The organism is Paraburkholderia ultramafica (assembly GCF_902859915.1).
Taxonomy (GTDB): domain Bacteria; phylum Pseudomonadota; class Gammaproteobacteria; order Burkholderiales; family Burkholderiaceae; genus Paraburkholderia; species Paraburkholderia ultramafica.
Genome location: NZ_CADIKK010000057.1, coordinates 1 through 23,080 on the forward strand (window position 1 = coordinate 1; position 23,080 = coordinate 23,080).

Annotated in this window: 24 protein-coding genes and 3 pseudogenes; 9 read left to right on the plus strand and 18 right to left on the minus strand. The window is 60.8% G+C overall.

The window, feature by feature from the left end:
• Positions 1–373: 373 nt before the first annotated feature.
• Positions 374–1,528: a TIR domain-containing protein gene (locus HV744_RS33810; protein ID WP_175153645.1), complete on the minus strand. Its 1,155-nt coding sequence runs from the start codon at positions 1,526–1,528 to the stop codon at positions 374–376.
• A 657-nt stretch (positions 1,529–2,185) separates the two neighbouring features.
• Here HV744_RS33810 and HV744_RS33815 point away from each other — a divergent pair.
• On the plus strand, positions 2,186–2,653 hold the full coding sequence (locus HV744_RS33815; protein WP_175153646.1) for a hypothetical protein: 468 nt from the start codon (positions 2,186–2,188) through the stop codon (positions 2,651–2,653).
• A 201-nt stretch (positions 2,654–2,854) separates the two neighbouring features.
• On the opposite strand, the gene HV744_RS33820 is transcribed toward HV744_RS33815, so the two are convergent.
• Positions 2,855–3,574, minus strand: coding sequence for a ferredoxin reductase domain-containing protein (locus HV744_RS33820; protein WP_175153647.1), 720 nt, complete (start codon positions 3,572–3,574; stop codon positions 2,855–2,857).
• A 791-nt stretch (positions 3,575–4,365) separates the two neighbouring features.
• A complete protein-coding gene (locus tag HV744_RS33825; protein ID WP_246279331.1) occupies positions 4,366–5,670 on the minus strand; it encodes an MFS transporter in 1,305 nt (434 codons plus the stop codon).
• Between the two features lie 497 nt (positions 5,671–6,167).
• Here HV744_RS33825 and HV744_RS33830 point away from each other — a divergent pair, with 497 nt between their 5' ends.
• Positions 6,168–6,629, plus strand: a complete 462-nt coding sequence (locus HV744_RS33830) for a CHRD domain-containing protein (protein ID WP_175153649.1) — start codon at positions 6,168–6,170, stop codon at positions 6,627–6,629.
• A 44-nt stretch (positions 6,630–6,673) separates the two neighbouring features.
• Here the strand turns inward: HV744_RS33830 and HV744_RS33835 are convergent, their stop codons facing one another.
• Entirely contained in the window at positions 6,674–7,315 is a 642-nt protein-coding gene (locus HV744_RS33835) for a cytochrome b/b6 domain-containing protein (protein WP_246279338.1), read from the minus strand.
• Entirely contained in the window at positions 7,237–7,770 is a 534-nt protein-coding gene (locus tag HV744_RS37845; RefSeq protein WP_246279332.1) for an acetamidase/formamidase family protein, read from the minus strand. Before HV744_RS37845 ends, HV744_RS33835 begins: the two co-directional genes overlap by 79 nt.
• Between HV744_RS37845 and HV744_RS33845 the strand changes: the two are divergent.
• A pseudogene (locus HV744_RS33845) lies at positions 7,733–7,870 on the plus strand (IS6 family transposase); the annotation flags it as partial. The gene HV744_RS37845 and the pseudogene HV744_RS33845 overlap by 38 nt on opposite strands.
• Positions 7,871–7,928: 58 nt before the next feature.
• Positions 7,929–8,216, plus strand: a complete 288-nt coding sequence (locus HV744_RS33850; protein WP_175153651.1) for a hypothetical protein — start codon at positions 7,929–7,931, stop codon at positions 8,214–8,216.
• Between the two features lie 69 nt (positions 8,217–8,285).
• On the opposite strand, the gene HV744_RS33855 is transcribed toward HV744_RS33850, so the two are convergent.
• Positions 8,286–9,266 (minus strand): LysR family transcriptional regulator, encoded by a 981-nt coding sequence (locus HV744_RS33855; protein ID WP_175153652.1) that lies wholly within the window; start codon positions 9,264–9,266, stop codon positions 8,286–8,288.
• Positions 9,267–9,349: 83 nt separating this feature from the next.
• Between HV744_RS33855 and HV744_RS33860 the strand changes: the two genes are divergently transcribed.
• The 4 genes and pseudogenes from HV744_RS33860 to HV744_RS33875 all read left to right on the plus strand — a co-directional run bounded on the left by HV744_RS33860 (position 9,350) and on the right by HV744_RS33875 (position 11,383).
• Positions 9,350–9,571 (plus strand): hypothetical protein, encoded by a 222-nt coding sequence (locus tag HV744_RS33860; RefSeq protein WP_246279333.1) that lies wholly within the window; start codon positions 9,350–9,352, stop codon positions 9,569–9,571.
• Complete coding sequence (locus HV744_RS33865) at positions 9,568–9,969, plus strand: muconolactone Delta-isomerase family protein (protein ID WP_246279334.1); 402 nt, start codon at positions 9,568–9,570, stop codon at positions 9,967–9,969. Before HV744_RS33860 ends, HV744_RS33865 begins: the two co-directional genes overlap by 4 nt.
• A 388-nt stretch (positions 9,970–10,357) precedes the next feature.
• Positions 10,358–10,555: pseudogene (locus HV744_RS33870) on the plus strand (shikimate dehydrogenase); the annotation flags it as partial.
• Between the two features lie 204 nt (positions 10,556–10,759).
• A complete protein-coding gene (locus HV744_RS33875) occupies positions 10,760–11,383 on the plus strand; it encodes an ABC transporter ATP-binding protein (protein WP_175153653.1) in 624 nt (207 codons plus the stop codon).
• Between the two features lie 91 nt (positions 11,384–11,474).
• Here HV744_RS33875 and HV744_RS33880 read toward each other — a convergent pair whose 3' ends face one another.
• From HV744_RS33880 to HV744_RS33900, 5 genes are all read right to left on the minus strand, one after another.
• Positions 11,475–12,482 carry a zinc-dependent alcohol dehydrogenase family protein gene (locus tag HV744_RS33880; RefSeq protein ID WP_175153654.1) on the minus strand — a complete coding sequence of 336 codons (1,008 nt, stop codon included), beginning with the start codon at positions 12,480–12,482 and terminating at the stop codon, positions 11,475–11,477.
• Positions 12,483–12,716: 234 nt separating this feature from the next.
• A complete protein-coding gene (hmuQ, locus tag HV744_RS33885; protein ID WP_175153655.1) occupies positions 12,717–13,031 on the minus strand; it encodes a heme-degrading protein HmuQ in 315 nt (104 codons plus the stop codon).
• A gap of 157 nt (positions 13,032–13,188) precedes the next feature.
• A complete protein-coding gene (locus tag HV744_RS33890) occupies positions 13,189–13,512 on the minus strand; it encodes a hypothetical protein (RefSeq protein WP_175153656.1) in 324 nt (107 codons plus the stop codon).
• A 17-nt stretch (positions 13,513–13,529) separates the two neighbouring features.
• Positions 13,530–13,754 carry a hypothetical protein gene (locus HV744_RS33895; RefSeq protein ID WP_175153657.1) on the minus strand — a complete coding sequence of 75 codons (225 nt, stop codon included), beginning with the start codon at positions 13,752–13,754 and terminating at the stop codon, positions 13,530–13,532.
• 249 nt (positions 13,755–14,003) lie between these two features.
• Positions 14,004–14,963: an O-fucosyltransferase family protein gene (locus tag HV744_RS33900; protein WP_175153664.1), complete on the minus strand. Its 960-nt coding sequence runs from the start codon at positions 14,961–14,963 to the stop codon at positions 14,004–14,006.
• Positions 14,964–15,159: 196 nt separating this feature from the next.
• Here HV744_RS33900 and HV744_RS33905 point away from each other — a divergent pair.
• Positions 15,160–15,309, plus strand: a pseudogene (locus HV744_RS33905) (DUF305 domain-containing protein); the annotation flags it as partial.
• 107 nt (positions 15,310–15,416) lie between these two features.
• Here HV744_RS33905 and HV744_RS33910 read toward each other — a convergent pair.
• The 7 genes from HV744_RS33910 to HV744_RS33940 form a co-directional block, all read right to left on the minus strand.
• The gene (locus HV744_RS33910; RefSeq protein ID WP_175153658.1) at positions 15,417–16,661 is read right to left on the minus strand and encodes an MFS transporter; all 1,245 of its coding nucleotides are present in this window, start codon (positions 16,659–16,661) and stop codon (positions 15,417–15,419) included.
• A 454-nt stretch (positions 16,662–17,115) separates the two neighbouring features.
• Positions 17,116–17,400: a class I SAM-dependent methyltransferase gene (locus HV744_RS37850; RefSeq protein ID WP_246279336.1), complete on the minus strand. Its 285-nt coding sequence runs from the start codon at positions 17,398–17,400 to the stop codon at positions 17,116–17,118.
• Complete coding sequence (locus HV744_RS33920) at positions 17,390–18,136, minus strand: transporter substrate-binding domain-containing protein (RefSeq protein ID WP_175153659.1); 747 nt, start codon at positions 18,134–18,136, stop codon at positions 17,390–17,392. The genes HV744_RS37850 and HV744_RS33920 overlap by 11 nt, the downstream gene beginning before the upstream one ends.
• 66 nt (positions 18,137–18,202) lie before the next feature.
• Positions 18,203–18,553 carry a VOC family protein gene (locus HV744_RS33925; protein WP_175153660.1) on the minus strand — a complete coding sequence of 117 codons (351 nt, stop codon included), beginning with the start codon at positions 18,551–18,553 and terminating at the stop codon, positions 18,203–18,205.
• Positions 18,554–18,612: 59 nt separating this feature from the next.
• A complete protein-coding gene (gene prpF / locus HV744_RS33930) occupies positions 18,613–19,800 on the minus strand; it encodes a 2-methylaconitate cis-trans isomerase PrpF (RefSeq protein WP_175153661.1) in 1,188 nt (395 codons plus the stop codon).
• Positions 19,801–19,973: 173 nt separating this feature from the next.
• Entirely contained in the window at positions 19,974–22,571 is a 2,598-nt protein-coding gene (acnD, locus tag HV744_RS33935; protein ID WP_175153662.1) for a Fe/S-dependent 2-methylisocitrate dehydratase AcnD, read from the minus strand.
• A 331-nt stretch (positions 22,572–22,902) separates the two neighbouring features.
• Positions 22,903–23,080: citrate/2-methylcitrate synthase (locus tag HV744_RS33940; RefSeq protein WP_343056493.1), on the minus strand; the 178-nt coding region annotated here is incomplete at its 5' end.

Consider the following 23,080-nt stretch of genomic DNA (forward strand, 5'->3'; position numbering starts at 1 on the left):
TGGAGAACGAGGCGGGTTGCCTCATTCGCCAACATACGGAACCGCGATGCCGGCCTCTCCCTGACCACCGGCGTCTGACCGTAGCCCCTACCGCGCGAGCGGTTTAGTCCATCGGCCAGTAGGCGACCTCGGTGTCGCCGATTGGCAAGGACAGCAATCAGCCGAAGAACGGACCTTCCCTTGGACCACTGAACTCCATTGCGTCGCCCAGGCACTGTCTGAGTTACTTGCTCATTGCCTCGAACGCAGGAAGAACCGTACCACGACACTCGACGAAGCCTATTCGGCGAGCCCCGTCGCAATCGCAAAACGCGCGTAAGACAATCGTGCCACCTTCCTCCAGAAAAGCGTTGGTTCTGCTACTGCATTAACGTCAGTATACTAGGGGCGACTTATCGCACCTGGCTAAGACTTCCCTCAAATCGTAGAGGGGCACGTCAACGGTGAACGATCCGAAAGAATACGCAGCGACACGGTAGGGAGCGAAATAAAATGTGAGTTTCCCATCGGCTACGGTAAAGGTGTCGAAGTTTGACAGACTCGCAGCCGTATTGGTTAGGAACGTTTCCTTCCAATATTCATCGGAGTCGATTTCCATCCCGCTTCTATTCCAATACTCTCGCGCCAACGATTTTCTGCATTCTTGGCTGATAATCTCTGCGGCTTTTTCAGCATTCGTGAAAAGCTCCCGCAGATTGAACGGGTATGGTTGGCCGTCGATGATGGCAAAATTGAAGCCTTCATGGTACTCGTTCGAGTGGGCCGCTCCTGCTCCATACCAACTACAGTTGAAATACACGCTTACAACGTGTTCGGTAGCAGACACCACGCCAAAATTCTCCCAGCGCCCGTTCGAGTGAAAGGGATTGAACTCGTCTTCAGGCTCCGGGTGAAAATCCGGGTTTTGGTCCCAAGGCTTTGATCGGTTATCGAGTAAAATCTTAGCCGCCCTACCTTGGAAAAATTTGGTTAAGGCTTGAGCTACTTCCGGGAATTGGGCAGATACGAATTCAGGGTAGTCAAGGGAAATGTCATACCCAGGCTGGCCGGGCTTCTTTTCTTCGTGGGAGCGCGAGTAAACGTGATAAGGTCCGTGCTCCACACCGTTAAGAATAGCAATCTCTTGCTGTTCCGCAGCGCGCATGATCGAAGCGACTATCTTGTTTTTCGCACCCGGCTCAGAAATTTCAATGTACTGCGCTCGTTCAGAGATTTCTTCAGGGACTTCGCACTGCTCAATTAGGACCGGGATGACGTAGATGTCATCGGCTTTTTTGTAGCGCAGGTTCGCAATTGCGGTGTTGGCCTCTCGTGTCACGAAAGAACGTTTCTTAACGCTGCGGGGGCTCATGAAAAGAATGACGACGTTCGCTTCCTTCAGAGCTCGGTCAATTTCGCGTTCCCACGGTTGGCCCGGCAGGAGCCGTTCTTGATCCATCCAAGGATCAAGCCCCATCGCTTTGAGATGGTCATGGAATTCTTTAACAATCGCGCCGTCTTCCTTGGCGTAGCTCAGAAAAACCTTCAAGGTCGCCCCTTTCTCATTGTTTTGGTCTTGTGCCCTTCGACCAGGCAGCTCGTACCGGATGTGCGATGTTAGCAGAGGCGCGGGGGAGTGCTCCGACGGGCCGTCAGCATGTACATCGATTCGGCGATTCCTCGCGCTTGGTCGGCTCTTCCAACCCGAGGCAAGAATCCCATTACGCTATCGAACGGGGAACGGCGAGGGTTGGCTCGTCGATTGTTCGATTTTCTTGAGAGTCACAACCTCAAACGGAATGGCTGATAGAGGCTGCACAGGTGTCGTTGAAAGCCCTGTGGCCGAAGGGCCGCTTCGGGGTCGCGTGCCGCCGTTCGCAACTGCGAAAGACGCCGACAAGTCATGCCAATCGCATGAGGCGGCACCCGGGCCATGAACGGTCAGTCGATACCGGCGCCTGGATCGTCGACAATCCGCTTCAGTGACTTCGAAGGCAGCAAATGATCGTCCCCGCTGAAAGTAACGAAATCCTGACGGAGCCTTCGACGGCGTGTGAACGATGCGCTGACGTCCGTGTTCGCAATCGACGCGATATCATGCCAGGCGAGCGCAAAACCAGCATGCTGGATGGTAGTACGGATCTACCGATATGCGAATGTCAGCATATTTTTGTCAATTTCAAGAAACACTGAAGAAATGCCCACGATGAAATTTAATCTTCGCGAAAGTGTACCGATCCTCAACAGGGATGCCCCGATTACTACAAAAATTGCCGCCCTTGTTTTTCTGATTTCTTTTTCCATGTCCTTGCATCTGTTGGTCAGCTTGATCTCTGCTACGCATCTGCTCTCATTGGAGAATATTTCTATCTCGCCCAAGATTTCGGGTGACTCTTTGAGGCGCCTCATGCTCTTCACTGTGGCGGTAATCGCGGCATGGGTACTAGCGAATGGGTTGTTGATTGCGAACCTATTTTTTCGACGACGCTGGGCAAAAAACGTGTTGTCCGTCATGACGCTACTAATCTTCTTTGCCATCCTCTTTGCTCACTCAGTGCATCCAGAGAACGCGTCGACGAATCTAAGCAATAACCTTGAGCATGTCGCCGAAGTTGTGGCCGTCATACTTTTGTTTACACCGAAAAGTACGGCCTGGTTTCGATTCAGGGCATAGACACTGACGCGACTTCAGAAGATCGAACGTCTGTTTTGTAGAAAGTCGATGGGCCGAAGAGGGTCGCCACCGGTCAGATGCGCATGACGTCAACCACGGTTCTAGAACTGTCCAAGCGGCTCACGAGTATTCCACAGCCTCAGATAGGCGTGAGCGGGCGAGACCGACGAGCAATCGTGCATCAACTGCGGAAAGCGCGCCTCAGTTACCGTGCCGTCGCACTGCCGCTGACCATGCCTTTTGGTCGCCAAGGGCGATTCTATGAACGTTCGCTGCATACACCCATTCGCGGGCCTGGCGCTCAATGAGATCCATGAAAGCAGGGGGGCCGCTGCAGTAAATCTGTGTGTTGGCATGAGTTGGACTCATTGCGTGGGAACTCTTCTGCGCGAATAGATCATCGGACAGGCTGAAATGGTGATAGACCTCACCGTGACTTCGAAGCGCGTCAAATTCTTCTCGAAGAACTGCGCGGTCGGCCGATCGGGCGAAGTTGTGCACCTCGAACCTTTGACCCGCCGATGCAAGCCGCTTCGCGATTCCCGCGATCGATGCGGCGCCTATTCCGCCAGCAAAAAGGATAGATCGCGCACGATCGTCCAAAATTGTCGGCGGGCTTTGGGGGGTGCCGACAAACACTTCGTCTCGTTCATTCAACGGAAACCTGGATAGCAGACTACCTGTTCTGCCATCACCTTCTTGTCTCATGCCTACCACGTAACCATCGGACAGGGACGAAACACCGAGCAATGGATAAATTCTTTGCTTGTCGCCAGCGCTATTCAGACAGAGAGTGACGCACGACCCATCGCTAAACGGCGGAAGCACCGATTTGGACGCTGTTCGAAGTTCAACGGCATGGTACCCCTTAGCAATTTGCCATTTCCGGCCCACGATGACGGGAATCAGGTTGTCGCGCATGTCTTCTCCAATAGGACCTGCTTCACAGATGGAACTCTAGCCGATACCGCGTAAGAGATGGAGAGGGGAGACGGGTTGTAGCGAATCCGCAGTGATGATCGCGCGTCGAAACCCGCGTGGTTAAAGGCGTTGAGCGATTAGTGCAAGGATGGTATTTCCAGAACGTACTTTCTGATTATCGATTACATCACGTTGGCGATACTTGGCATAGCATGGTAAATGCACTTGGGAACGGTAGGTCCATCAAGGGCAACAAGGCAATGCTGTTGCTTTCACACCGATCCATGCACGATCGCTAATACACACGATAAGAAACTTCAACTTTATCTTGTGGGCGGGAGAAGGCACTATAGCTTCCCGTCCGCTTTACAAGGCCTGTCGACCCGCAACGAGGCGTCACGTTCGACCACTGCAGACACGTGAGCGAGGAATCGTTTTCGCCGTCGTCAATAGATGAAGACAGCTGTATCCTTGGCAAGGCTGCCCACGCATCGCGCACCTCAAAGCGGATTTCATGCACAAGCTCACGACTCGGCTCTGCGGCGAGAACCAGGCGGTGGTTATCGAGACCTGAACGTCAAAGGGATGCCGGCGAACGAACGACTTGCCCGGTCGATCTCGGATCTAGGCTTTGGGATCTTTCGCCCATTGAACGGTAGCGTGGCTTCGAGCAACATCGTTCTCATGAGCGCCGGCTGAACGTCCGCTTCCCGCCACTGCGAACGTCGCTTGTGGGTCGCTGAACAACGCTTAACGAAATGCGAAGTTCGCGGCATGGAATCCTCCGCCGCTCAAGTCGGCCCGACGAATCCGTCCGCCACGTGAAGCTGTGAAGAAAGCTTGATGCGCGAGACGAGCCACGCCGCGAGCACGAACCACACTGCTGCGGTAGCGAACGCGACGGTGTAGGCGGCGCTGGTCCCGACAATCGACTTGACCCACGACAGCATCCAGCCGGTCGAAGCGGGGCCGAGGATTTGCGGCAGCACCATCGACACGTGCCAGATGCCCATATCCTTGCCGGCGGACGCGGTGTCCGGGAGTACGTGCAGCGCCAGTGCCCAGTCGACGGCCTGGTACATCCCGAAGGCGGCGCAGAAAACGACGGCCACCGGGATCACGAGCATGAGGCTCGGGTGCAGCGCGAGCATGACGAGGCCGATCACGGTCACGGCCATGATCCAGCTGGTCAGGCGCACGACGGCAACGGCCCCGTGGCGGTCGGCCAGCCGCGCGCCGAGCAGGCTGGCCGGAATCGCGAGCACGACGCCCACGCCGAGCAACTCATTCAAAAGATGAGTGGGCTGACTAACGCCGATGACGTCCTGCAGGTAATAGAGAAGGAAGGCGAAGACCGACCAGGTTCCCATGTTCGCGAAGAAGCGCGTCACCAGCACCCAGTAGAAGTTTGCGTGTGCGCGGGGGTCGAGAAAAAACGAGCGCACGAACGCAACGAGTTCGAAGCGGGAGCGGCGTGAAGCGGGCCGCGGCTCGCGCGCGCCGCCGATCGTGAGCCAAAGGCCGACAAGCATGATCACGATGAGCGCGGCGATCGCGGGATACAGGCGCCCCGGCGCGAAGAGCGCGAGGAGCACCGCGTTGCCGGCGATCGTGCCGAGCACGGTCATTACGTTCAGCCACGCGCTCGCGCGATTGGCTTCTTGCCGCGGCACGATGTCGGGAACCAGCCCCGCATACGGGCCCGCGGCCCAGTTCCACCAGAATTGAAGATGCAGGAACGCGAGCGTGTAGAGCCAGATGCTTCCGCCTGTGCCGAACGAGGCGAGCCAGAGCAGGGCGACGGAGATGCCGAGCACACCGCTGACGAGGAACGGCCGCCTACGCCCGTGCCTTGCAGTGCAACGGTCCGACAGCGCTCCGGCCAGCGGCGACACGACCATTGCGATGAACGCGCCGGTCGCGATCACGGAACCCGTCACCCCTTCCTTGATCGCCGCATGGTTGCCGAGCAGTTCGGCAACTTGCGCCGGGACGAGCACGGGCACGACCGTCATCCACTGAGCAAAGAGCCCGAACCAGAGCGCCGCGATTCGCACGTGATCGAGCGTCGACAGGCAAGCGTCGCGGGATCTCACGGGCACATCCTGGGCTGAGCGCATATCCGGTATCCGTCGACATCGCGCAGCGGGCCCGGCGCCGCCCGGCAGCCGGTTCCTCGTGCCCGACGAGGCTTGCTGTTAGCGATTGTTGAAAAACTAGGACATCGATCGCGCTTGTGCAAGCGAGCGCGGCAAGCAGCGGCGCTCGCTGTCCCGGGGGCCACAATTCTCGGCAAATATTTACCACAGCGCTCATCGCGGCCCTATGTTGCGGCCCCGTTGCTGATCGTCATGGGCCACGAATCTCCTCGTGCTTTCCGAAGGTGCATTTTCAGTTTTCGAACGGTTCGACAAAAACAGCCAGGATCGAGCACTTGAAGGCCAAGACTTCCGGGACCCCACCTGGAGTTAGCGGCGGCGTGTGTCTATCCTTGTCTCATCCCTTTGGCTGCCGGCGGCGCCGACGCGGTCTTCCGCACTCGTCGATAGCGGCTGCCGCCCAACAAGGGCAAACCCAAAAAGGAGAAGACCAAATGTCACGTTCCATCTCGCGGCGCGCTTTCATGGTGTTCGGTGGCCTGGCCTTAGCGGGCGCGCTGACCTTGGCGCAAGCGGCGCCGGTCTCATTTGAGGTGCCGTTGACGGGCGCCCAACAGGTCCCGCCGCTGCAGACTCCGGGCAGCGGCAGCGCCAAGCTCACGTACGACCCCAGCACGCGGGTCGTAACCTGGAACATGAGCTTCAGCGGATTGTCGAGTCAGGCCACGATGGCGCATTTCCACGGCCCCGCCCCGGCCGGCAAAAACGCCGGCGTGAAGGTCTGGCTCTCCCAGAAAGGCAGTATGGAGATGACGAGCCCGGTCAACGGTCAGGCCACGCTCTCCCTGGACGAAGCCAGGATGTTCGAAGCGGGTGACATGTACATCAACCTTCACACCAAGACCAATCCGAACGGCGAGATCCGCGGCCAGGTGGTGCCGCCAAAGAGCAACTGACGCAACCACTGAAGCGGCGCCCCGAGATCAGGTGCGCGGCGAGCTCAAAGATAAGCCGCGAGCAGCATCACCACGGCAGCGCCGACGCCGAGCGGCAGCAGCGCCAGCAGCGCTGGCGTCTGCCGCGGCGCGTCGATGGATGACGGCAACAGCTTGTAGCCGGTCAGCATCGGACGCAGCAGGTTGTGTCCCTTCGCTGCTGCGTAGAGAGCGATCACCAGCACGTGCAGCGCTACCGCGACGAGCAGCACGTCCCAGGCAAGCCCGTGCAGTGTCGAGATAGCGTTGGCGAGCCACGCGGGCACCACTTCGCTCAACGGCCCTTGGTCGGCGATGTCGTTGTTGACGTAGAGCCCGCTCAGCGTCTCGACCAGTAGCAACGCGAGCAGCAGCAGGACCATCCAGCCGCCGGCCGCATTGTGGCCCACCTGCACATCCGGCTCGCGGCGAAACAGGTGACGCAGATGACGAAGTGCAGCCGCGGGCGACGCCACGAAACTGCGAAAGCGCGCGGTCTCACTGCCAAAGAAGCCCCACAGCAGCCGGAAAATAATCAACCCAAGCAGCGTCTCGCCGACCCGGACGTGCCAGTCGATCCAGTTCAGCTTCAAGGTGACATAGGCCGCGGTGACCAGCACGACCACCAGCCAGTGAAACAGTCGCACCGGCGCGTCCCAGACCAGCACGGGGCGGCGGGCCGATTGGGTCGACGGAGTGACAGGTTCGTGTGCATCCATGTGTCGCGCCTCCGTCCGCAAACGGCTGGAACAGATACAGGCCCGGGATCAATACCACGCTGGAGAATAGCAACGCGGTGATGCAGTAGCCCATGAAACTTGTCTGCGAGTAAGCCGAAGTCGGGAATGTTTGCCGTCGACCCCCAGCCCGAGGGAGCGCACGATAACAGTGTGACCTTGACGGCGTCGCCCGGTTCAGCGCCGTCGATATACATCGGGCCAACAACCGGGTTCGCTCTCGCAAAGTCCAGCCGTGCGATATCGTCGACGGTCGAGTTGACGACTGGTTGTGCGTGCTGTTTAGGCTCTGACGCAGTGAGGTGGTCCGCTATGATGTAGAGAACGATGCGAACAACCGAAAGCAAGATGAAAGTATTGAACCCGGCGGCGACTCGCGTGCTCATACGCCTGCATTATTCGCGCGACGTGATTCTGGACTTGCGTGCGTTGGTACGTGGCCTATCCGCTAAGCTACGGCACCTTGAAGACCGGAGTAGCGTTCGCTTTGCGCTACGCAGCCGCCAAAGCTCGCTGACCAGGCACCTCGACCCTGGAGAACCTCATGACAGATATCGCACTCGCACGCAAAGACGCTTGCCTCGCAATGGTTCATGCGGTATTGGCGGACTTGATCGACGACACCAGGCTAATCGACGCGGCTCTACGTGTTGCGGATTACTTCGCAGACGATCTCGAAGGCAAGATCACCGCGACCGACGCCACACTACTTGCTGTCGCCGCACTAACTAAAGTCAATCGCGCGATTCGTGAGTGGTACGACGTGGACGGCAACTCGATGGATGCGATGAGAGTCGCAGACTTTATCATCGATGAACAAATGCACGCGTAAATCGCGTCACCGATCAACATGAAACGGCTTCGTCGCGGCAAGAATCGAGGGGCGAGCGAGACAAATCCATCAGCCTCTTTTTCGCGACCCCGCGCGGCTCGCGTCAGCTTGTACCCGGACCTTGCCATCGCCTGCCGCGCGGCTCTTCAAGTGATCGATGAACGCGCGCAGCTTCGGCATGATCTGCCGGCGGCCTGGATAGCAGAGAAACACCCCCGGCCGCAACGGCGCGTACGCCTCCAGCACCTCTACCAGTTTTCCCGATCTCAACCCGACAGCGGCCAGCGGCTCAGGTAACTGGGCAAGGCCCAGGCCTTCTATCGCCGCGCCAAGCACGGTGGGAAAGTCACTGGCGATGAGGGGGCCGGCTACGGCGATCTCGATCGTTTGGTCGTTGTCGTTGTCGTTGTCGTTGAATGACCATAGCGCGAGCGCGCCGTTGGATCGCCGCCATCGCAAGCATGCATGTTGGCGCAGGTCGTTCGGGTGAGCGGGCCGGCTGCGCTCCGCGAAGTAGGCAGGGCTGCCGACGACGATGAGACGAAATGGTGGCGTCATCGGCACCGCGACCATATCGGGAGCAACCAGATGCCCCTGCCGGACAGCGGCATCGAATCCTTCGGCCGCAAGGTCGGTCACCTCCTTGCTCGCAGCAAGCTCCACCTCGACCTCGGGATAAGCCCGGCAGAACGATGCGACCAGCTCCAGCAGAATCGGGATTACCGCGCGCGGCACCGAGAGACGCAGCAATCCGGCCGGCCGCTGGCCGAGTCCACGCGCAACCTCACTGGCGGCGACCAGTTCCTCGAAGGCAGGCTTGGCGCGCGCGAGAAACTGTTCGCCGGCTTCGGTCAAGCCGACACTGCGCGAGGTGCGTATGAAGAGCGCTGCGCCAATGCGCGCTTCGAGTACACGCACCGTCTGGCTGATAGCCGACGGCGTCACACCGAGCTCCGCGGCTGCCTTGCGAAAACTGCGATGCTGGGCAACGCTCAGGAACACCTCCACGCCGTCCAGTGCGCCCTGCCTGACTGTGAAGTTCTGCTTCATGGCCCGTCAACATTGTGATGAATAGTCGCTCGCGAAAATCGATGATACCTTGGCACCAGCAATTCACGAGTGAGGATTTTGCAATGGCTGATGCACTTGATGGCGCACGCGATCACTATCGCGCGACCGGCCTGAGCGAGCGCCTGAAGATCGCGCTCACGGTCTTCGGGCCGGAGGATCAGCCGCTCACACCACAGCAACTGGACGCCCTCGACCACTTTCACACGCGTGGGCTTGCTGCCACGGCCGATCTTGCCCAACTGGCCAGAATCTCCGCCGACATGTCGGTGCTGGAGGTTGGATGAAACGCCTTCTTCTTAATTTGACAACAGCGTCTGTGCTGGTCGCTTCTGCTGGAGTTTCCATGTCGCAAACCACTCCGATGCCAACCACGCCAACCACGAAGATATTGGCGATCGGCACCTTTCCACCGGGCACGGACATGCAACTTGTCCAACGCATTCTTCCGACCGAAGCTCGCGAGACGGCGCAACTCTACCTCGAGGGCAAGATTGACCAGTGGTATTCACTGCAAGACCGGGCTGGGGTGGCGTTCATCCTGAACGTTACGGACGTAAGTCAAGCGCATGAAATGCTTGAGGCACTTCCCTTGGGGAAAGCGCACTTAATGACATTCTCGCTCCTCCCGATCGGCCCGCTGAAGCCGTTGAGTAAGCTTTTGAATCCGCCTTCCCCCCAGTAGAAAGCGCTAGAGCGTACCGGGCTGCTGCGCCGCCGGTTTTCCTGAAGAGGCGGGCAACGCGGGCAGACTATCGCGCCGTTGTGGTTTAGTAACCTGGAAGTTACCGGATTATATCGGCGCGGACTGCTCACGGCGTCCTATGGCTCGTCACCATCTGATGTGCGTGACGATCAAGGTGGGATCGATCATAGCGTAATTGTCTTAACTCCTTGTCAGGATCAAACATGAAGCTTTATTACTCGCCGGGAGCATGCTCGCTTGCGTCACATATCGTCGCACAGCAAAAAGCAAGAAGTACTCTTCAAATATTACGCATTACCGGAGCGCACCCTGACGCCCCAGCAATGGTTGCTGGGAGACGCGATCGTGCCGGGCGCGCGTATCGACGCGGCTGGGCGCGCCGTTGCCGATCGACGTATCACGCTTGCCGGCCACGACGTTCGTCGGCGATGTGGTGACGAAGCCGCCGCTCACGCCGCTGATCGACGCGGCTCGCGCGCGCGGCTGCCCAACGGTGACGGGAACGCAGATGTTCGGTCGCGTGTGCGACCGGATCGTGACGTTTTTGCTGGACGCGGGACGGTGAATGTAGCGGCGTCGGGCAAGCGTTGCGGCCGATGCAAACGCGTGACACCGATCGGCGAGCCCGAAGGCAACGGCTGCATGGCTCGCGCTGCTAAACTTGCGCAACGCCAACCTGTTGAAGAGCCTGTGCAGCGTTGGCACGATGCCCGGCGCAACCGCGCATCGTGTCAATGCAACGCTCTTTAGCCGACACTCGCTCCAACCCATGCTTCGATTCGACAACCTCAGCAAGCAGTACAGCGAACGCATCATCTTTCAGGGATTGCACTACGACGTTGCGTCGGGATGTATAGCGCTAAACGATGAGTCCGGCAGCGGCAAATCGACATTGCTCGGCATCCTCGCCGGCACCGTAGAAGCCGACACGGGTGATGTGTGGCTCGGTGGCCATTCGCTGCGCGCCGCGCCGCTCGCCGCGCAATCCGTGCTTACGTACGTGCCCGAAGACTGCATGCCTTATCCGGACCGAACCGGTCGTGAGTATCTGGAGAATGTGGCCTCGGAGAGAAAGACGACAATCGGCAGTGATACGCTCGATCTGGTCGACCGTTTCGGCCTCACGCCGCATCTGGACAAACGCTTCGAACAGATGTCGTTCGGGACTCGCAAGAAATTCTTCCTGACAGGCGCCGCGCTTGGCGAGACCGAGGTTCTCATTGCGGACGAGCCGGTCGGCGGGCTCGATGCCGCCGCGCGCGCTGTGCTGGTCGATCTGTTCAAGACGTTGGCCACAACGCGCACCGTGTTCTTTACGAGCTACGACACGGCGTTTACGCAAGCGTGCGAGGCGACGAGCATTGATTTCGCCGACCTCGCAAAGGTTGGCTAAGGGACCATTGCACGCCCCTGTCCAACACCAACAGCAGCAGCCGGAGTGACGCCGCAATACCCAACGCCACTCCGGCCTGCAAACCCGCTCGTCACATCGTCACGCAAATCTTCCCGAAGTGGGCGCCCGACTCCTCGTGCATGAACGCGTCGCCGAGCTTCTCCAGAGCGAACGTGCTGTCGATCACCGGCTTGATGCCCGTGACTTCCAATGCGCGAATCATCTCGAACTGATCCTGGCGGCTGCCGACGATCAGCCCTTGCAAGCGCTGCTGTCGCGCCATCAGCGCAGCGGTCGGCACCGGCCCCGCGCGGCCGGTCAGCACGCCGATCAGCGCAATATGGCCGCCGATCCGGCAAGCGGTGATCGATTGCGGCAACGTGCCCGGGCCGCCCACTTCGATCACATGATCGACACCTCGCCCCCCCGTCAACTGACGAACCTGCTTGCCCCACTCGGGGTTGTCGCGATAGTTGATCGTATGGTCGGCGCCGAGTTCGCGAAGCTTCGCGAGTTTCGCATCCGATGAGGACGTGGCGATCACCGAAGCGCCCATCGCTTTGGCGATCTGCAAACCGAAGATCGACACGCCGCCGGTGCCGAGCACGAGCACCGTGCTGCCCGCCTTCAACTGACCGTCCACGACGAGCGCGCGCCATGCGGTCAACCCGGCCGTGGTCAATGTCGCGGCTTCGGCGTGACTGTAGCCGCGCGGGGCGTGCGTGAAGTAGTGGCTCGGCAACACCACGACCTCGCGCGCGTAACCGTCGACGCCGTCGCCGGGGGTCGTCGTGAAATCGGCGATCGCTGGTGGCCCGTTTTCCCAGAACGGGAAGAAGCACGACACCACGTGATCGCCGGTCTTGAACGCGGTGACGCCCTCGCCGACCGCTTCGACGACGCCCGCGCCGTCCGCCATCGGAATCCGGCCCGCTTCAGCAGGCAGTCTGCCGTTCACCACGCCATAATCGTGGAAGTTCAGCGAGTTCGCGTGAATACGCACGCGGATCTGGCCCGCCGCGGGCTGACCGGGGTCCGCGAGATCGATCACCTGGAGATTCGCCACGGTGGCGGGCGAACCGATTTTGACGGCTTTCATGTTGCCATTCCTTTGTGAATTGCGCAGGCGCTTTGCAAGCGCGCGTCGGCATCAGGCATGCAACGCGAAGCTTGCCGTGCAATGAAGACCGACCCTGCCCGTTGACTCACAAAAGAATACCGCATCCGCGATTAGCGCGTCGGCACGCGCGCAACGGCCGGCTTATGCGAGCGCGGCGCCCCGCACCTCGCTCCATCCACAGCGAGCGCGACGCGGGACGCTGCGTTACGGCAACTACTTCACCGTCTGGATGACTTCGAAGCCCTCGAATTCCGGGTGGCCGAGATAGAGCACGCGGTTTTCGTTCCCAGCGCTGTGATGCGCGGCGCGAAAGGCTTCCGATTTCGTCCACGCGTCGAAGGCCGCGTGGTCGCGCCAGATCGTATGGCTGGAATATAAGACGTGGTCTTCTTTCCGCGGTCCCCTCAGCAGATGAAATTCCACGAAGCCCGGAACCTCTTTCAGATGGGTGTCGCGCGACGTCCACAGATGTTCGAATGCGGCCTCGGACCCAGGCGTCACTTTGAAGCGGTTCATGGCGATATACATGCTGTCAGCCTCTTTGCGGTGGCGATACGGTTGGCAGGCAGCGGGCTCTCCAGCTATCTGCTTCATCAGCCCGCAACGCGGTTTTCATTATAGGCCGGCCCTCGCCAACGTTTGCGAGCCCACCGCGATTCGTAGCAGCAGCCGAACAACAACCCGCTTACGGCTGGATCGCTGCGGGATTCAGTTCGATATGCAATATCACGAGCCATCGTTTCGGGCAGTCTGCCGCGATCTGCAAGTCCTGCTTGCCGTCGCCGCTCTTTTTCACAAAGCCCTTCTCCCGTGCGAAGCCGAACGCGCGCCGCGCATCGGACTGCAGCCAAAGCGTCACCAATCCGGATGTCACGCAACTGAACAGCCAGATCGTGTCATGCGGCAGTGCTGAATCGAGTTGCTGCGCGACGTAGGTGAAGATCGTTGTGAGCACCTGGTTGGTGATGAAGGCAATCGCGACGACCTTGCACAGTCCTCGGAACATCATGGTTGATCGCGCGGATCTCATGGCGTATCGAGCCCAAGCATGCGGCGAGCTTCGAGCTCGGCCAGCGCTAGCGCCTCCGCGAAACTGCTCACCGGACGGCCGCAGCCACGTCCCGTGATCCGCAGAATCTGCCTGTTGTGCCGGGTGGTCGTGATGCGCAGTGCGCCTTTGAACCTCTGGCCCGGAGCGGGAAACACGCAAGCCTCGACGTGCACGTTCCCCTTCGTTTGATTGAATGCCATACAACCTCCAGCAAAGCCGATGCTTTTTTCGCGGCGAAACGCCAGCCACAGACTATATGGACGTCGCCGTAAAGACCGCGAAACGATTGCTGGAGACGGTATAAAAATTCCGTGAAATGAGCCGCGCGCTAACGAACGCGACGTCGCGCCAGAATCAGGAAATGGGAACTACGACGGACTTAGCGCCCTGGCATGGTCTCGCGAGGAGAGAGTGAATTTCAGTACTTGCGCACGAAAAACGGCTAGCCCTCAAGCCACTTCTTCCTGCTCCGCCTGTTCGAGCCAGAGCCGGCTGTCGGGGAACCAGAACGCATCCGGGCGCGGTGGCGACACAAGCTTCACCGGCAGCGACGGATTGAATATCTTCGACCACGCGGACAGATACGAAGGCGTCTTGACGAGAAATCCGCAGCTGGCCAGAAGCAGGCTGGACACCAGCGCTTCACGGCCGATTTCGAGGCCTGGATAGCCGCTGAAATGAACCGGCGCGCCGCCACGCGCGAGCAATTTGGCCGGCGCGACCTTGACCGGTTTGCGGAACGGCCACGCGGCGAAAAATTCGAGAAACGCGGGTTCGTCGCTGGAAACGAAAATGTTCGTCAGATGCGAATTGTCCGCGAGCGTCGACTCCACCATGCGGCAGAACTCTCGCCACGAAACCGGAATGGCTTCCTGTTTCTTGTCGGTGCCTCTGAAATGCGCGCCGAGGGTCGACTTGCCGATTTCGAGTATCCGGCAGATCGAGTCGACTTCACAGTCGATAGCCGGGGCCACCCGATAATGCGCAAAGAAGAGTTCGCTTGCGCTTCTGAGCCGGAGGTGGGCTTCATAACGTTGGCGAAAGCCCAACTGAACCAGATCGCGAACCTTTGACGTTCTTATCTTCCGCGTGGCTCCCACGGCGGTGCTCGCGCGCACGGGTTCGAAGAAGGTCGAGAACCAGTCCATCTTTCGCTCGGGGTCGCCGTAGAGGCCGCCGCGTGCACTGATGCACGGAGTCAAACACTTCGCGTCGCAATACATCAAGATGAACAGCACCATCTGCATCACCGAGAAAAACCCGGAGTTTTCCTGAATCTCGATGGCGAACACGCCTCGATTCAAACGCTGTCTGGCGTGCAGCGATAGCCTGTGAGGCGTGGCCATGGAATGCTTGAATCCTTCGCTGCGTCGGAACTGTCTCGCCCGATCGACGACCTTTTTCAACATGCCGAGCTCCTGATTATTTAGGCATTCTTCGAAATGGCACGGGGTCTGGCTGATACGCAAAGATAGGTGGCTCAGAATAACAGTGAAAAAGATTGAGTCGAGTAGATTTGACTCCTCTCGGTGAGCTAGCGCACAAAGCAGAAGTAAGGCTTTCCCAGAAATGTCAGACGGAAGCACGAGGCTTGCGCTCAATCGGAATCATCAGGGGGCGATCGAAATGGCGCAGGTGGAACTGAAATACGGCAAAGACCCGGAACTGAAGCGCCTGGCCCGGAACATCATCAAGGCCCAGCACGACGAGATCGCGTTCATGAACCGCTGGATGGCGAAGCACGGCGGCAAGTAAGCGGCGGCCTGGCCGCGCGAGTGCCGCCGTGTCCGCGTCCGCGCGGATCTGGCCGGCCTCCTTCGCTGCGGGTACGGTGGTCTGCCCGGAAACGAATCACGCGCCCGTCACCAGAGAGGCCGCTTGCGAAGCAGCGGCCTCATCGCGATCAAACCGATGATCGGGCCAGGCAACAGTAACCAGGCGACGCGCGCATCGAGTGCATGATAGGCGCTCGTCGACCACAGGATCGAACACGCCGACAGGAAAAATCCAAAGCTGTTTTGCAGCGTCAACGCTCCGCCGATCTTGTCGGCGGGACATGCTTTGACCGACAGCGCGGAGAATTGCGGTGAATCGGCAATCACGCTGATGCCCCACACCAGCAACAGCGCGATCTGCCCCGCGGTGCCAAGCGCCGACGACAGCGGATAGATGGCGCACAGCGTGCCCGATATCGCCAACGCGAGCGCGGCGGTACGCGCACTGCCGATCGACTTGCTCAGCCTGCCGCCCAGCAGGCACCCAATCGCGCCGATCGCGATGATCAGAAACGACCAGAGCGCGACGCTACTCGCGGCGGTCTGGGCGCTGCCTGCAAAAGCCCGCTGAACCAGAAGCGGCGTGAGCGTCCAGAACGCGTACAGCTCCCACATATGCCCGAAGTACCCGAGCGCGGCCGCGCGAAACTCGCTGATCCGCAGCACCTGCCCGACCCCTGCCGACAAACCCGCGCGACGCTTGCCGGCGCGTCGCGCGTGCGGCCCTTCGCCGAGCGAAAAGACCAGCAGCGCGCCGATCACCGCGAGCAGCGACGAAGCCAGCACCACGGTTTGCCAGAGAACGGTGGAGAACAACGCCCGGATCGCATGGACCGATGCCGTACCGAGCGTCAGCATGGCGACCAGCAACGCGAGCGTCTGCGCGGCCCGGCGCGGATCCCACGATACCAGCAGCTTCATACCCAGCGGATAGATGCCCGCGAGCGCGACGCCCACGCCGAAGCGGAACACGATCGCCGACGCGAGCCCGCTGCTGCATAGCGCAAACAGCGCGTTCAGCGTGGCGCCGAGCACGCCGCAGACGGCAAACACCTTGCTGGCCGAAACGCGATCCGCGAGGCCCGTCGTCGCCGAGAGCAGCGTCCCGACGATAAAGCCGGCCTGCACCGCATTCGTCAGCCAGCCGATGCCCGACGCGTTCAATTGCCACGCTATCTGCAAGTCGCGCATCGCGCCGTTCGCGCTGAACCACAGCGATGTGCCGAGCAACTGCGCGACCGCGATCACCAGCACGGCGCGATTCGCCCGTGCCGCGAGCCGCGCCGCATCCGCTGCACTCGCTGCGTCCGCAGCGTCCAGCCTGTCCTCCATCCTGCCTCCTCCGCCTCGCTCTTTCACCCGGGCTGCGCGTTGAGCTGTTGTTCATGAGCCCCTTCTTTTCACGCGATCGGGACTTACCCGAGCAACTATAGGTTTCGGTAGATGACCAGTCAACTAGTGGCCAGGTCCTGACTGACCGGTCATCTAAAACTGGCTGGCGCAAACGTGCAAGCGGGCTGCGAGCTTGTCGTGACCGGACCGACAGCGCGGACTCAAGCTATTTTTTCAGCGCGTTTCTCAAAGGCTAGTCGCGTCCAGGTCACGCCGATGTTCCGGTTAGCTAGCTGAATGGATGAGGTACGCAGACGGTGTATGAGTTGCAAACCGTGGATGGTTGCGAGTTGAATTGTCTCTTCAGGGGTGACGTCAAACATCCGGCGGCCAGCGGGAATGGGCCCGTGCCGCAAAAACATCACTAGCACGCCGCCCTCGCGCACAAGAGAACTCACGTTAGGCATCGCTCGACGTCGCTGCTCTCCGAATACAGATTGATTCCGGCAGCGCGCAGTTCGTCGACTGGTTCAACGGCTACCACCGAGTGACCCATCGCCGCGAACGCGGCCGCATCTACACCAACCCCGGAACCGATGTCGAGAATGCTCGACGGGACGTCGGGTATGAGGTGGAGAATTGGCCCGTGGTGGTCGGCGAACGAGATGTTCTGCCATTGCCTCGCCAGAAATTCTGCGTTTTCCGCATAGCCCTCCGTGCCACTGACGTTAACCGACATCGGGAGCGCCTCGCACAGGCAGTACCGGATCGATCTCTGTTTGAGTGAGCCCGAAGCTCGCCATGCGCTGTCTGTGTTCGGCTGACCCCAGGTAAAGCCGCAGTTGCCGGTTGACGGCATCGAGCAACCCCTGGTTGCCTTTTCTGAACGAGAACGCGCCGGCCGGCGGGCGCTGCCCTTCAGCGCTGCGTGAGTTGTCGGATACGGCTTCAACCAACCCGGAACCGATGCGATTCGCGAGAATCCGGTTTCCGAGGGCCGTGCTGGCGTATGCGTCGATCTTCCCCACAAGTAGCGCGTCGATCGCGTCGCGCTGCTCGACGAAAAGCACAATCTGCTCGTCGCGAACGCCGTTCGATCGAGCCGCCTGATGCTGCACTTGCCCGACGATCACGCCGAGCCGTGCATCGACGCGCTGCGCCAGCGAACCATAGCCCTCCAACGCTTCCGGATTACCGGCCCGAACGAGCAAGCCGTCGTCGATTGCCCAAACGGGCACACTGAAGTCGACTTCGGTCATCCGCTGCGGGGTGACGAACAGCGGGACGTTCATATCCCATCGCCCTCGTTGCACGCCGGGCAGTAGTTCACCGAATGTCGTCAGATGATGCTCGATCTGAGTGACCCCGGCCGCGCGAAGGACCACGTCGGCCAATTCCAGATCCGCACCCGTTGCCGCCTCGCCTTGCGTCCAGCCGAACGGCGGTTCCTCAATGTACGCGATCGACACTTTCATGAACCGCACCTCGCTTCGAGTCGTGGGAATGCATGTGGGAGTGCGGCCCAAGCCGCTGATCCTGCATCAGATGTGAGCGAGCACGTTGATGAGCTTGCCAAATGGATCGCGCACATAGAAGCGCCGCACGCCCCACGGTTCGTCGACGGGACCATACTCGACAGGAATAGCCGCCGACCTCACGCGTTCGAGTGCAGCAGCAAGGTCATCCACTTCGATCGAAAGATCGGGCGTTGGCGTGCCCGATCCGCCTTGCGAAGCGAAGCTGATCTGTACATCCATCTTTTCGGACGATCCGCACGTCGCGATCCAGCCATGATCCATCAGCAGATCGAGGCCAAATATCTGCTGGTAGAAGCGCTTCGCGTCATCCACTGCTTGCGTGCTGATATTTGCAACGATTCTTTTGACTTTCATCCCTTCCTCCGCAACCGTATGGCAAGGACACCCGTGAGCGGCACGCCAACCACTCTCCGTCACCCCTCCTGCGGCACCCGCACCCATCCTTCCATCAACACCCGCGCGCTACGGCTCATGATGGCCTTCGTCACCGTCCACTCGCCGCCCTTCCGGCTCGCTTGCGCGCCGACCCGCAACGTCCCCGACGGATGCCCGAAACGCACCGCCTCGCGCTCGCCGCCGCCGGCCGCCAGATTCACCAGCGTCCCCGAAATCGCCGCCGCCGTGCCGATCGCCACCGCCGCCGTGCCCATCATCGCGTGATGCAGCTTGCCCATCGACATCGCCCGCACCAGCAGATCGACGTCGCCCGCGCCGACGCGCTTGCCGCTCGACGCCACATAATCGGCCGGCTTCGCGACGAACGCGACCTTCGGCGTATGCTGCCGCGTCGCGATCTCGTCGAGATGCTTGATGAGGCCCATGCGCAACGCGCCATGGGCGCGAATGGTCTCGAACATCGCCAGCGCTTTCTCGTCGCCATTGATCGCGTCCTGCAACTCCGTGCCCGTGTAGCCGATGGCTTGCGCGTCGACGAAGATGGTCGGAATGCCCGCGTTGATCATCGTAGCCTTCAACGTGCCGACGCCCGGCACCTCGAGGTCTTCGACCAGGTTGCCGGTGGGGAACATCGAGCCGCCCGCGCCCTCCTCGTCCGCAGCCGGGTCCATAAATTCGAGCTGGACTTCCGCCGCGGGAAAGGTCACGCCGTCGAGTTCGAAGTCGCCGGTTTCCTGCACCGCGCCATCGGTCATCTGCACGTGCCCGATGATCGTCTTGCCGATGTTGGCCTGCCAGATCCGCACGGTGGCCACGCCGTCGCGCGGAATGCGGCTCGCGTCGACGAGGCCCGCGCTGATCGCGAACGGCCCGACGGCGGCGGAGAGATTGCCGCAATTGCCGCTCCAGTCGACGAAGGCTTTATCGATCGACACCTGGCCGAACAGGTAATCCACGTCGTGATCGGGCTTGCTGCTTTTGGCGACGATCACCGTCTTGCTGGTGCTCGACGTCGCGCCGCCCATGCCGTCGATCTGCTTGCCATACGGGTCGGGACTGCCGATCACGCGCATCAGCAGCGCGTCGCGCGCGGCACCTGGCGTCTGGGCCGCATCGGGCAAATCCTGCAGGCGGAAGAACACGCCTTTGCTGGTGCCGCCACGCATATAGGTGGCCGGAATCTTGATCTGAGGTTTGTGGGCCATGAAAGTCATGTCCTGATGTGGGCGGGCGGTGTGGCTTGCGAAGCCACACCGCCCTATCCTGCGTTATGTTCATCGCTGAACCGCCTGCTCCGGCGAATTCGAGCGACTTGATCAAATCGCGCTGACTAAAGTTGCCAAAAGCGGTTGCCAAAAGCGTTGCTTCAAGCGCAGTCTCAAGCCGCCGCCTTCGACGACTCCAGAAAGTCCTGCGCAAAGCGTTGCAACACGCCGCCGGCCTCGTAGATGGAAACCTCTTCAGCGGTGTCGAGCCGGCACGTCACCGGCACCTCGACGCGCTCACCGCTTCGGCGATGAATCACCAGCGTCAGATCCGCGCGCGGCTTGCGTTCGCCGATCACGTCGAAGGTCTCCGTACCGTCGATCACGAGCGTGATGCGGTTCACACCGGGCTTGAACTCGAGCGGCAACACACCCATGCCCACCAGGTTCGTGCGGTGAATACGCTCGAAGCCTTCGGCGACGATCGCCTCCGCGCCGGCGAGGCGCACGCCCTTGGCCGCCCAGTCACGCGACGAGCCCTGGCCATAGTCGGCCCCGGCAATCACGATCAGCGGCTGCTTGCGCTCCATATACGTTTCGATCGCTTCCCACATGCGCGTGACCTTGCCCTCGGGCTCGATACGCGCGAGCGAACCAGCCTTCACCTTGCCGTCTTCGAGCACCATCTCGTTCTTCAGCGTCGGGTTCGCGAAGGTCGCGCGCTGCGCGGTCAAGTGATCGCCGCGGTGAGTCGCGTAGGAATTGAAATCCTCTTCCGGCAGGCCCATTTTCGCGAGGTATTCGCCGGACGCGCTGTCCGGCAGAATCGCGTTCGACGGCGACAGATGGTCCGTCGTGATGTTGTCGCCGAGCACCGCCAGCGGCCGCATGCCCTTGAGCGTGCGCTCGCCGGCCAGCGCGCCTTCCCAATACGGCGGACGGCGAATGTAAGTGCTCATCTCGCGCCAGTCGTACAACGGCTTGGCTTGCTCGCCCTTGTCGACCGATACGGCAAACATCGGCTCATACACCTTGCGGAATTGCTCCGGCTTCACGCTCGACGCGACGATCGCGTCGATCTCCTCGTCCGACGGCCAGATGTCCTTCAACGTGACTGCATGGCCGTCGGCGTCGACACCGAGCACGTCCTTCTCGATATCGAAACGGATCGTGCCCGCAATCGCATACGCCACCACGAGCGGCGGCGACGCGAGGAAAGCCTGCTTCGCGTACGGATGGATGCGGCCGTCGAAGTTGCGGTTGCCGGACAGTACGGCGGTCGCATACAGATCGCGTTCGACGACTTCCTTCTGAATCACCGGGTCCAACGCACCGGACATGCCGTTGCACGACGTGCACGCATATGCGACCACACCGAAGCCCAGTTGCTCCAGTTCCGGCAGCAGCCCAGCCTCTTCCAGATACAGCGTGACCGCCTTCGAGCCCGGCGCGAGCGAGGTCTTCGCCCACGGCTTGCGGGTCAGTCCACGCCGGTTCGCATTACGCGCGAGCAAGCCGGCAGCAATCATGTTGCGCGGATTGTTGGTGTTCGTGCAACTGGTGATCGCGGCGATGATCACCGCGCCGTCCGGCATCAGGCCCGGCTCGTTCTCCACCTTGCCGCTGATGCCGCGCGCCGCCAGTTCGGAAACCGGCAAACGGCGATGCGGGTTGGACGGCCCGGCCAGCGTGCGCACCACGCTGGACAGGTCGAACTTCAGCACGCGCTCATACTCGGCGTGCTTCAGCGTATCGGCCCACAAGCCGGTTTGCCTCGCATAGGTTTCCACCAGCTTGACGAGTTCGTCGTCGCGGCCCGTGAGCTTCAGATACTTGACGGTCTGCTCGTCGATATAAAACATCGCGGCCGTCGCGCCGAATTCGGGCGCCATGTTGGCGATGGTCGCGCGGTCGCCGAGCGTCAGCTTCGCCGTGCCCGCGCCATAGAATTCGAGGTACGCGCCGACCACTTTTTCCTTGCGCAGGAACTCGGTCAACGACAGCACCACGTCGGTCGCCGTGATGCCCTCGCCCGGCTTGCCCGTCAGTTCCACGCCGACGATGTCCGGCAGCCGCATATACGACGCGCGGCCCAGCATCACGCTTTCCGCTTCGAGGCCGCCCACGCCGATTGCGATCACGCCGAGCGCGTCGACCATCGGCGTATGCGAGTCGGTGCCGACCAGCGTATCGGGGAAGGCCACGCCGTCTTTCACCTGCACCACCGGGCTCATGCGCTCGAGGTTGATCTGATGCAGGATGCCGTTGCCCGGCGGAATCACGTCGACGTTCTTGAACGCGCGCTTGGTCCAGTTGATGAAGTCGAAGCGGTCTTCATTGCGACGGTCTTCGATCGCACGGTTCTTCGCGAACGCATCCGGATCGAAACCGCCGCACTCTACCGCAAGCGAATGGTCGACCACGAGTTGCGTCGGCACCACCGGGTTGACCATCGCCGGGTCGCCGCCTTGCGCGGCAATCGCATCGCGCAGGCCGGCGAGGTCGACCAGCGCGGTCTGGCCCAGAATGTCATGACACACCACGCGCGCCGGGAACCACGGGAAATCCAGTTCGCGCTTGCGCTCGATAATCTGCTTGAGCGACGCGCGCAGCGTCGCCGGATCGCAGCGGCGCACGAGATTTTCGGCCAGCACGCGCGACGTGTACGGCAGCTTGTCGTAGGCGCCGGGCTCGATCGCATCGACCGCGGCACGCGTGTCGAAGAAATCCAGCTGGGTGCCGGGAAGGCGTTTGCGGTTTGCAGTATTCATGGCGTAGGGAACAAAACAGTAATGAGCCGGGGACGACGGCGGCGTCGATCACGGTCAGCAGCGCCTTGTCAGGCGGCGCTTCGCTCGCGGATCGGTCAGGCAATGGGTGTAGTTTAGCTCGCTCGATTGCGGCCGTTTGTTTGAACGCGTTGCTCAGGCGGCTAGCTATGCAGCCGCTTAAACCGCTGCAAAAAGCGGCCTTGGCTCGGGGTGTCGGCGAGCCAAGGCCCAACCTCATTGCGTCGCGCTCTCAGAACGCAATGATGGAGAAACGCTTGCGCGGCTTGACTGCTACGCGTTCAATCGCTTGAAGACGCTGTCTCGCTCGCCGTTAGACGCGCTTGGCAAGCGGCACGAACGGCAGGTCGTCGGGTCCGGTGTAGTTCGCGCTCGGACGAATGATCTTGTTGTCGATCCGTTGCTCGATGATGTGCGCGCTCCAGCCGGCCGTGCGGGAGATCACGAACAGCGGCGTGAACATCGCCGTCGGCACGCCCATCATGTGATAC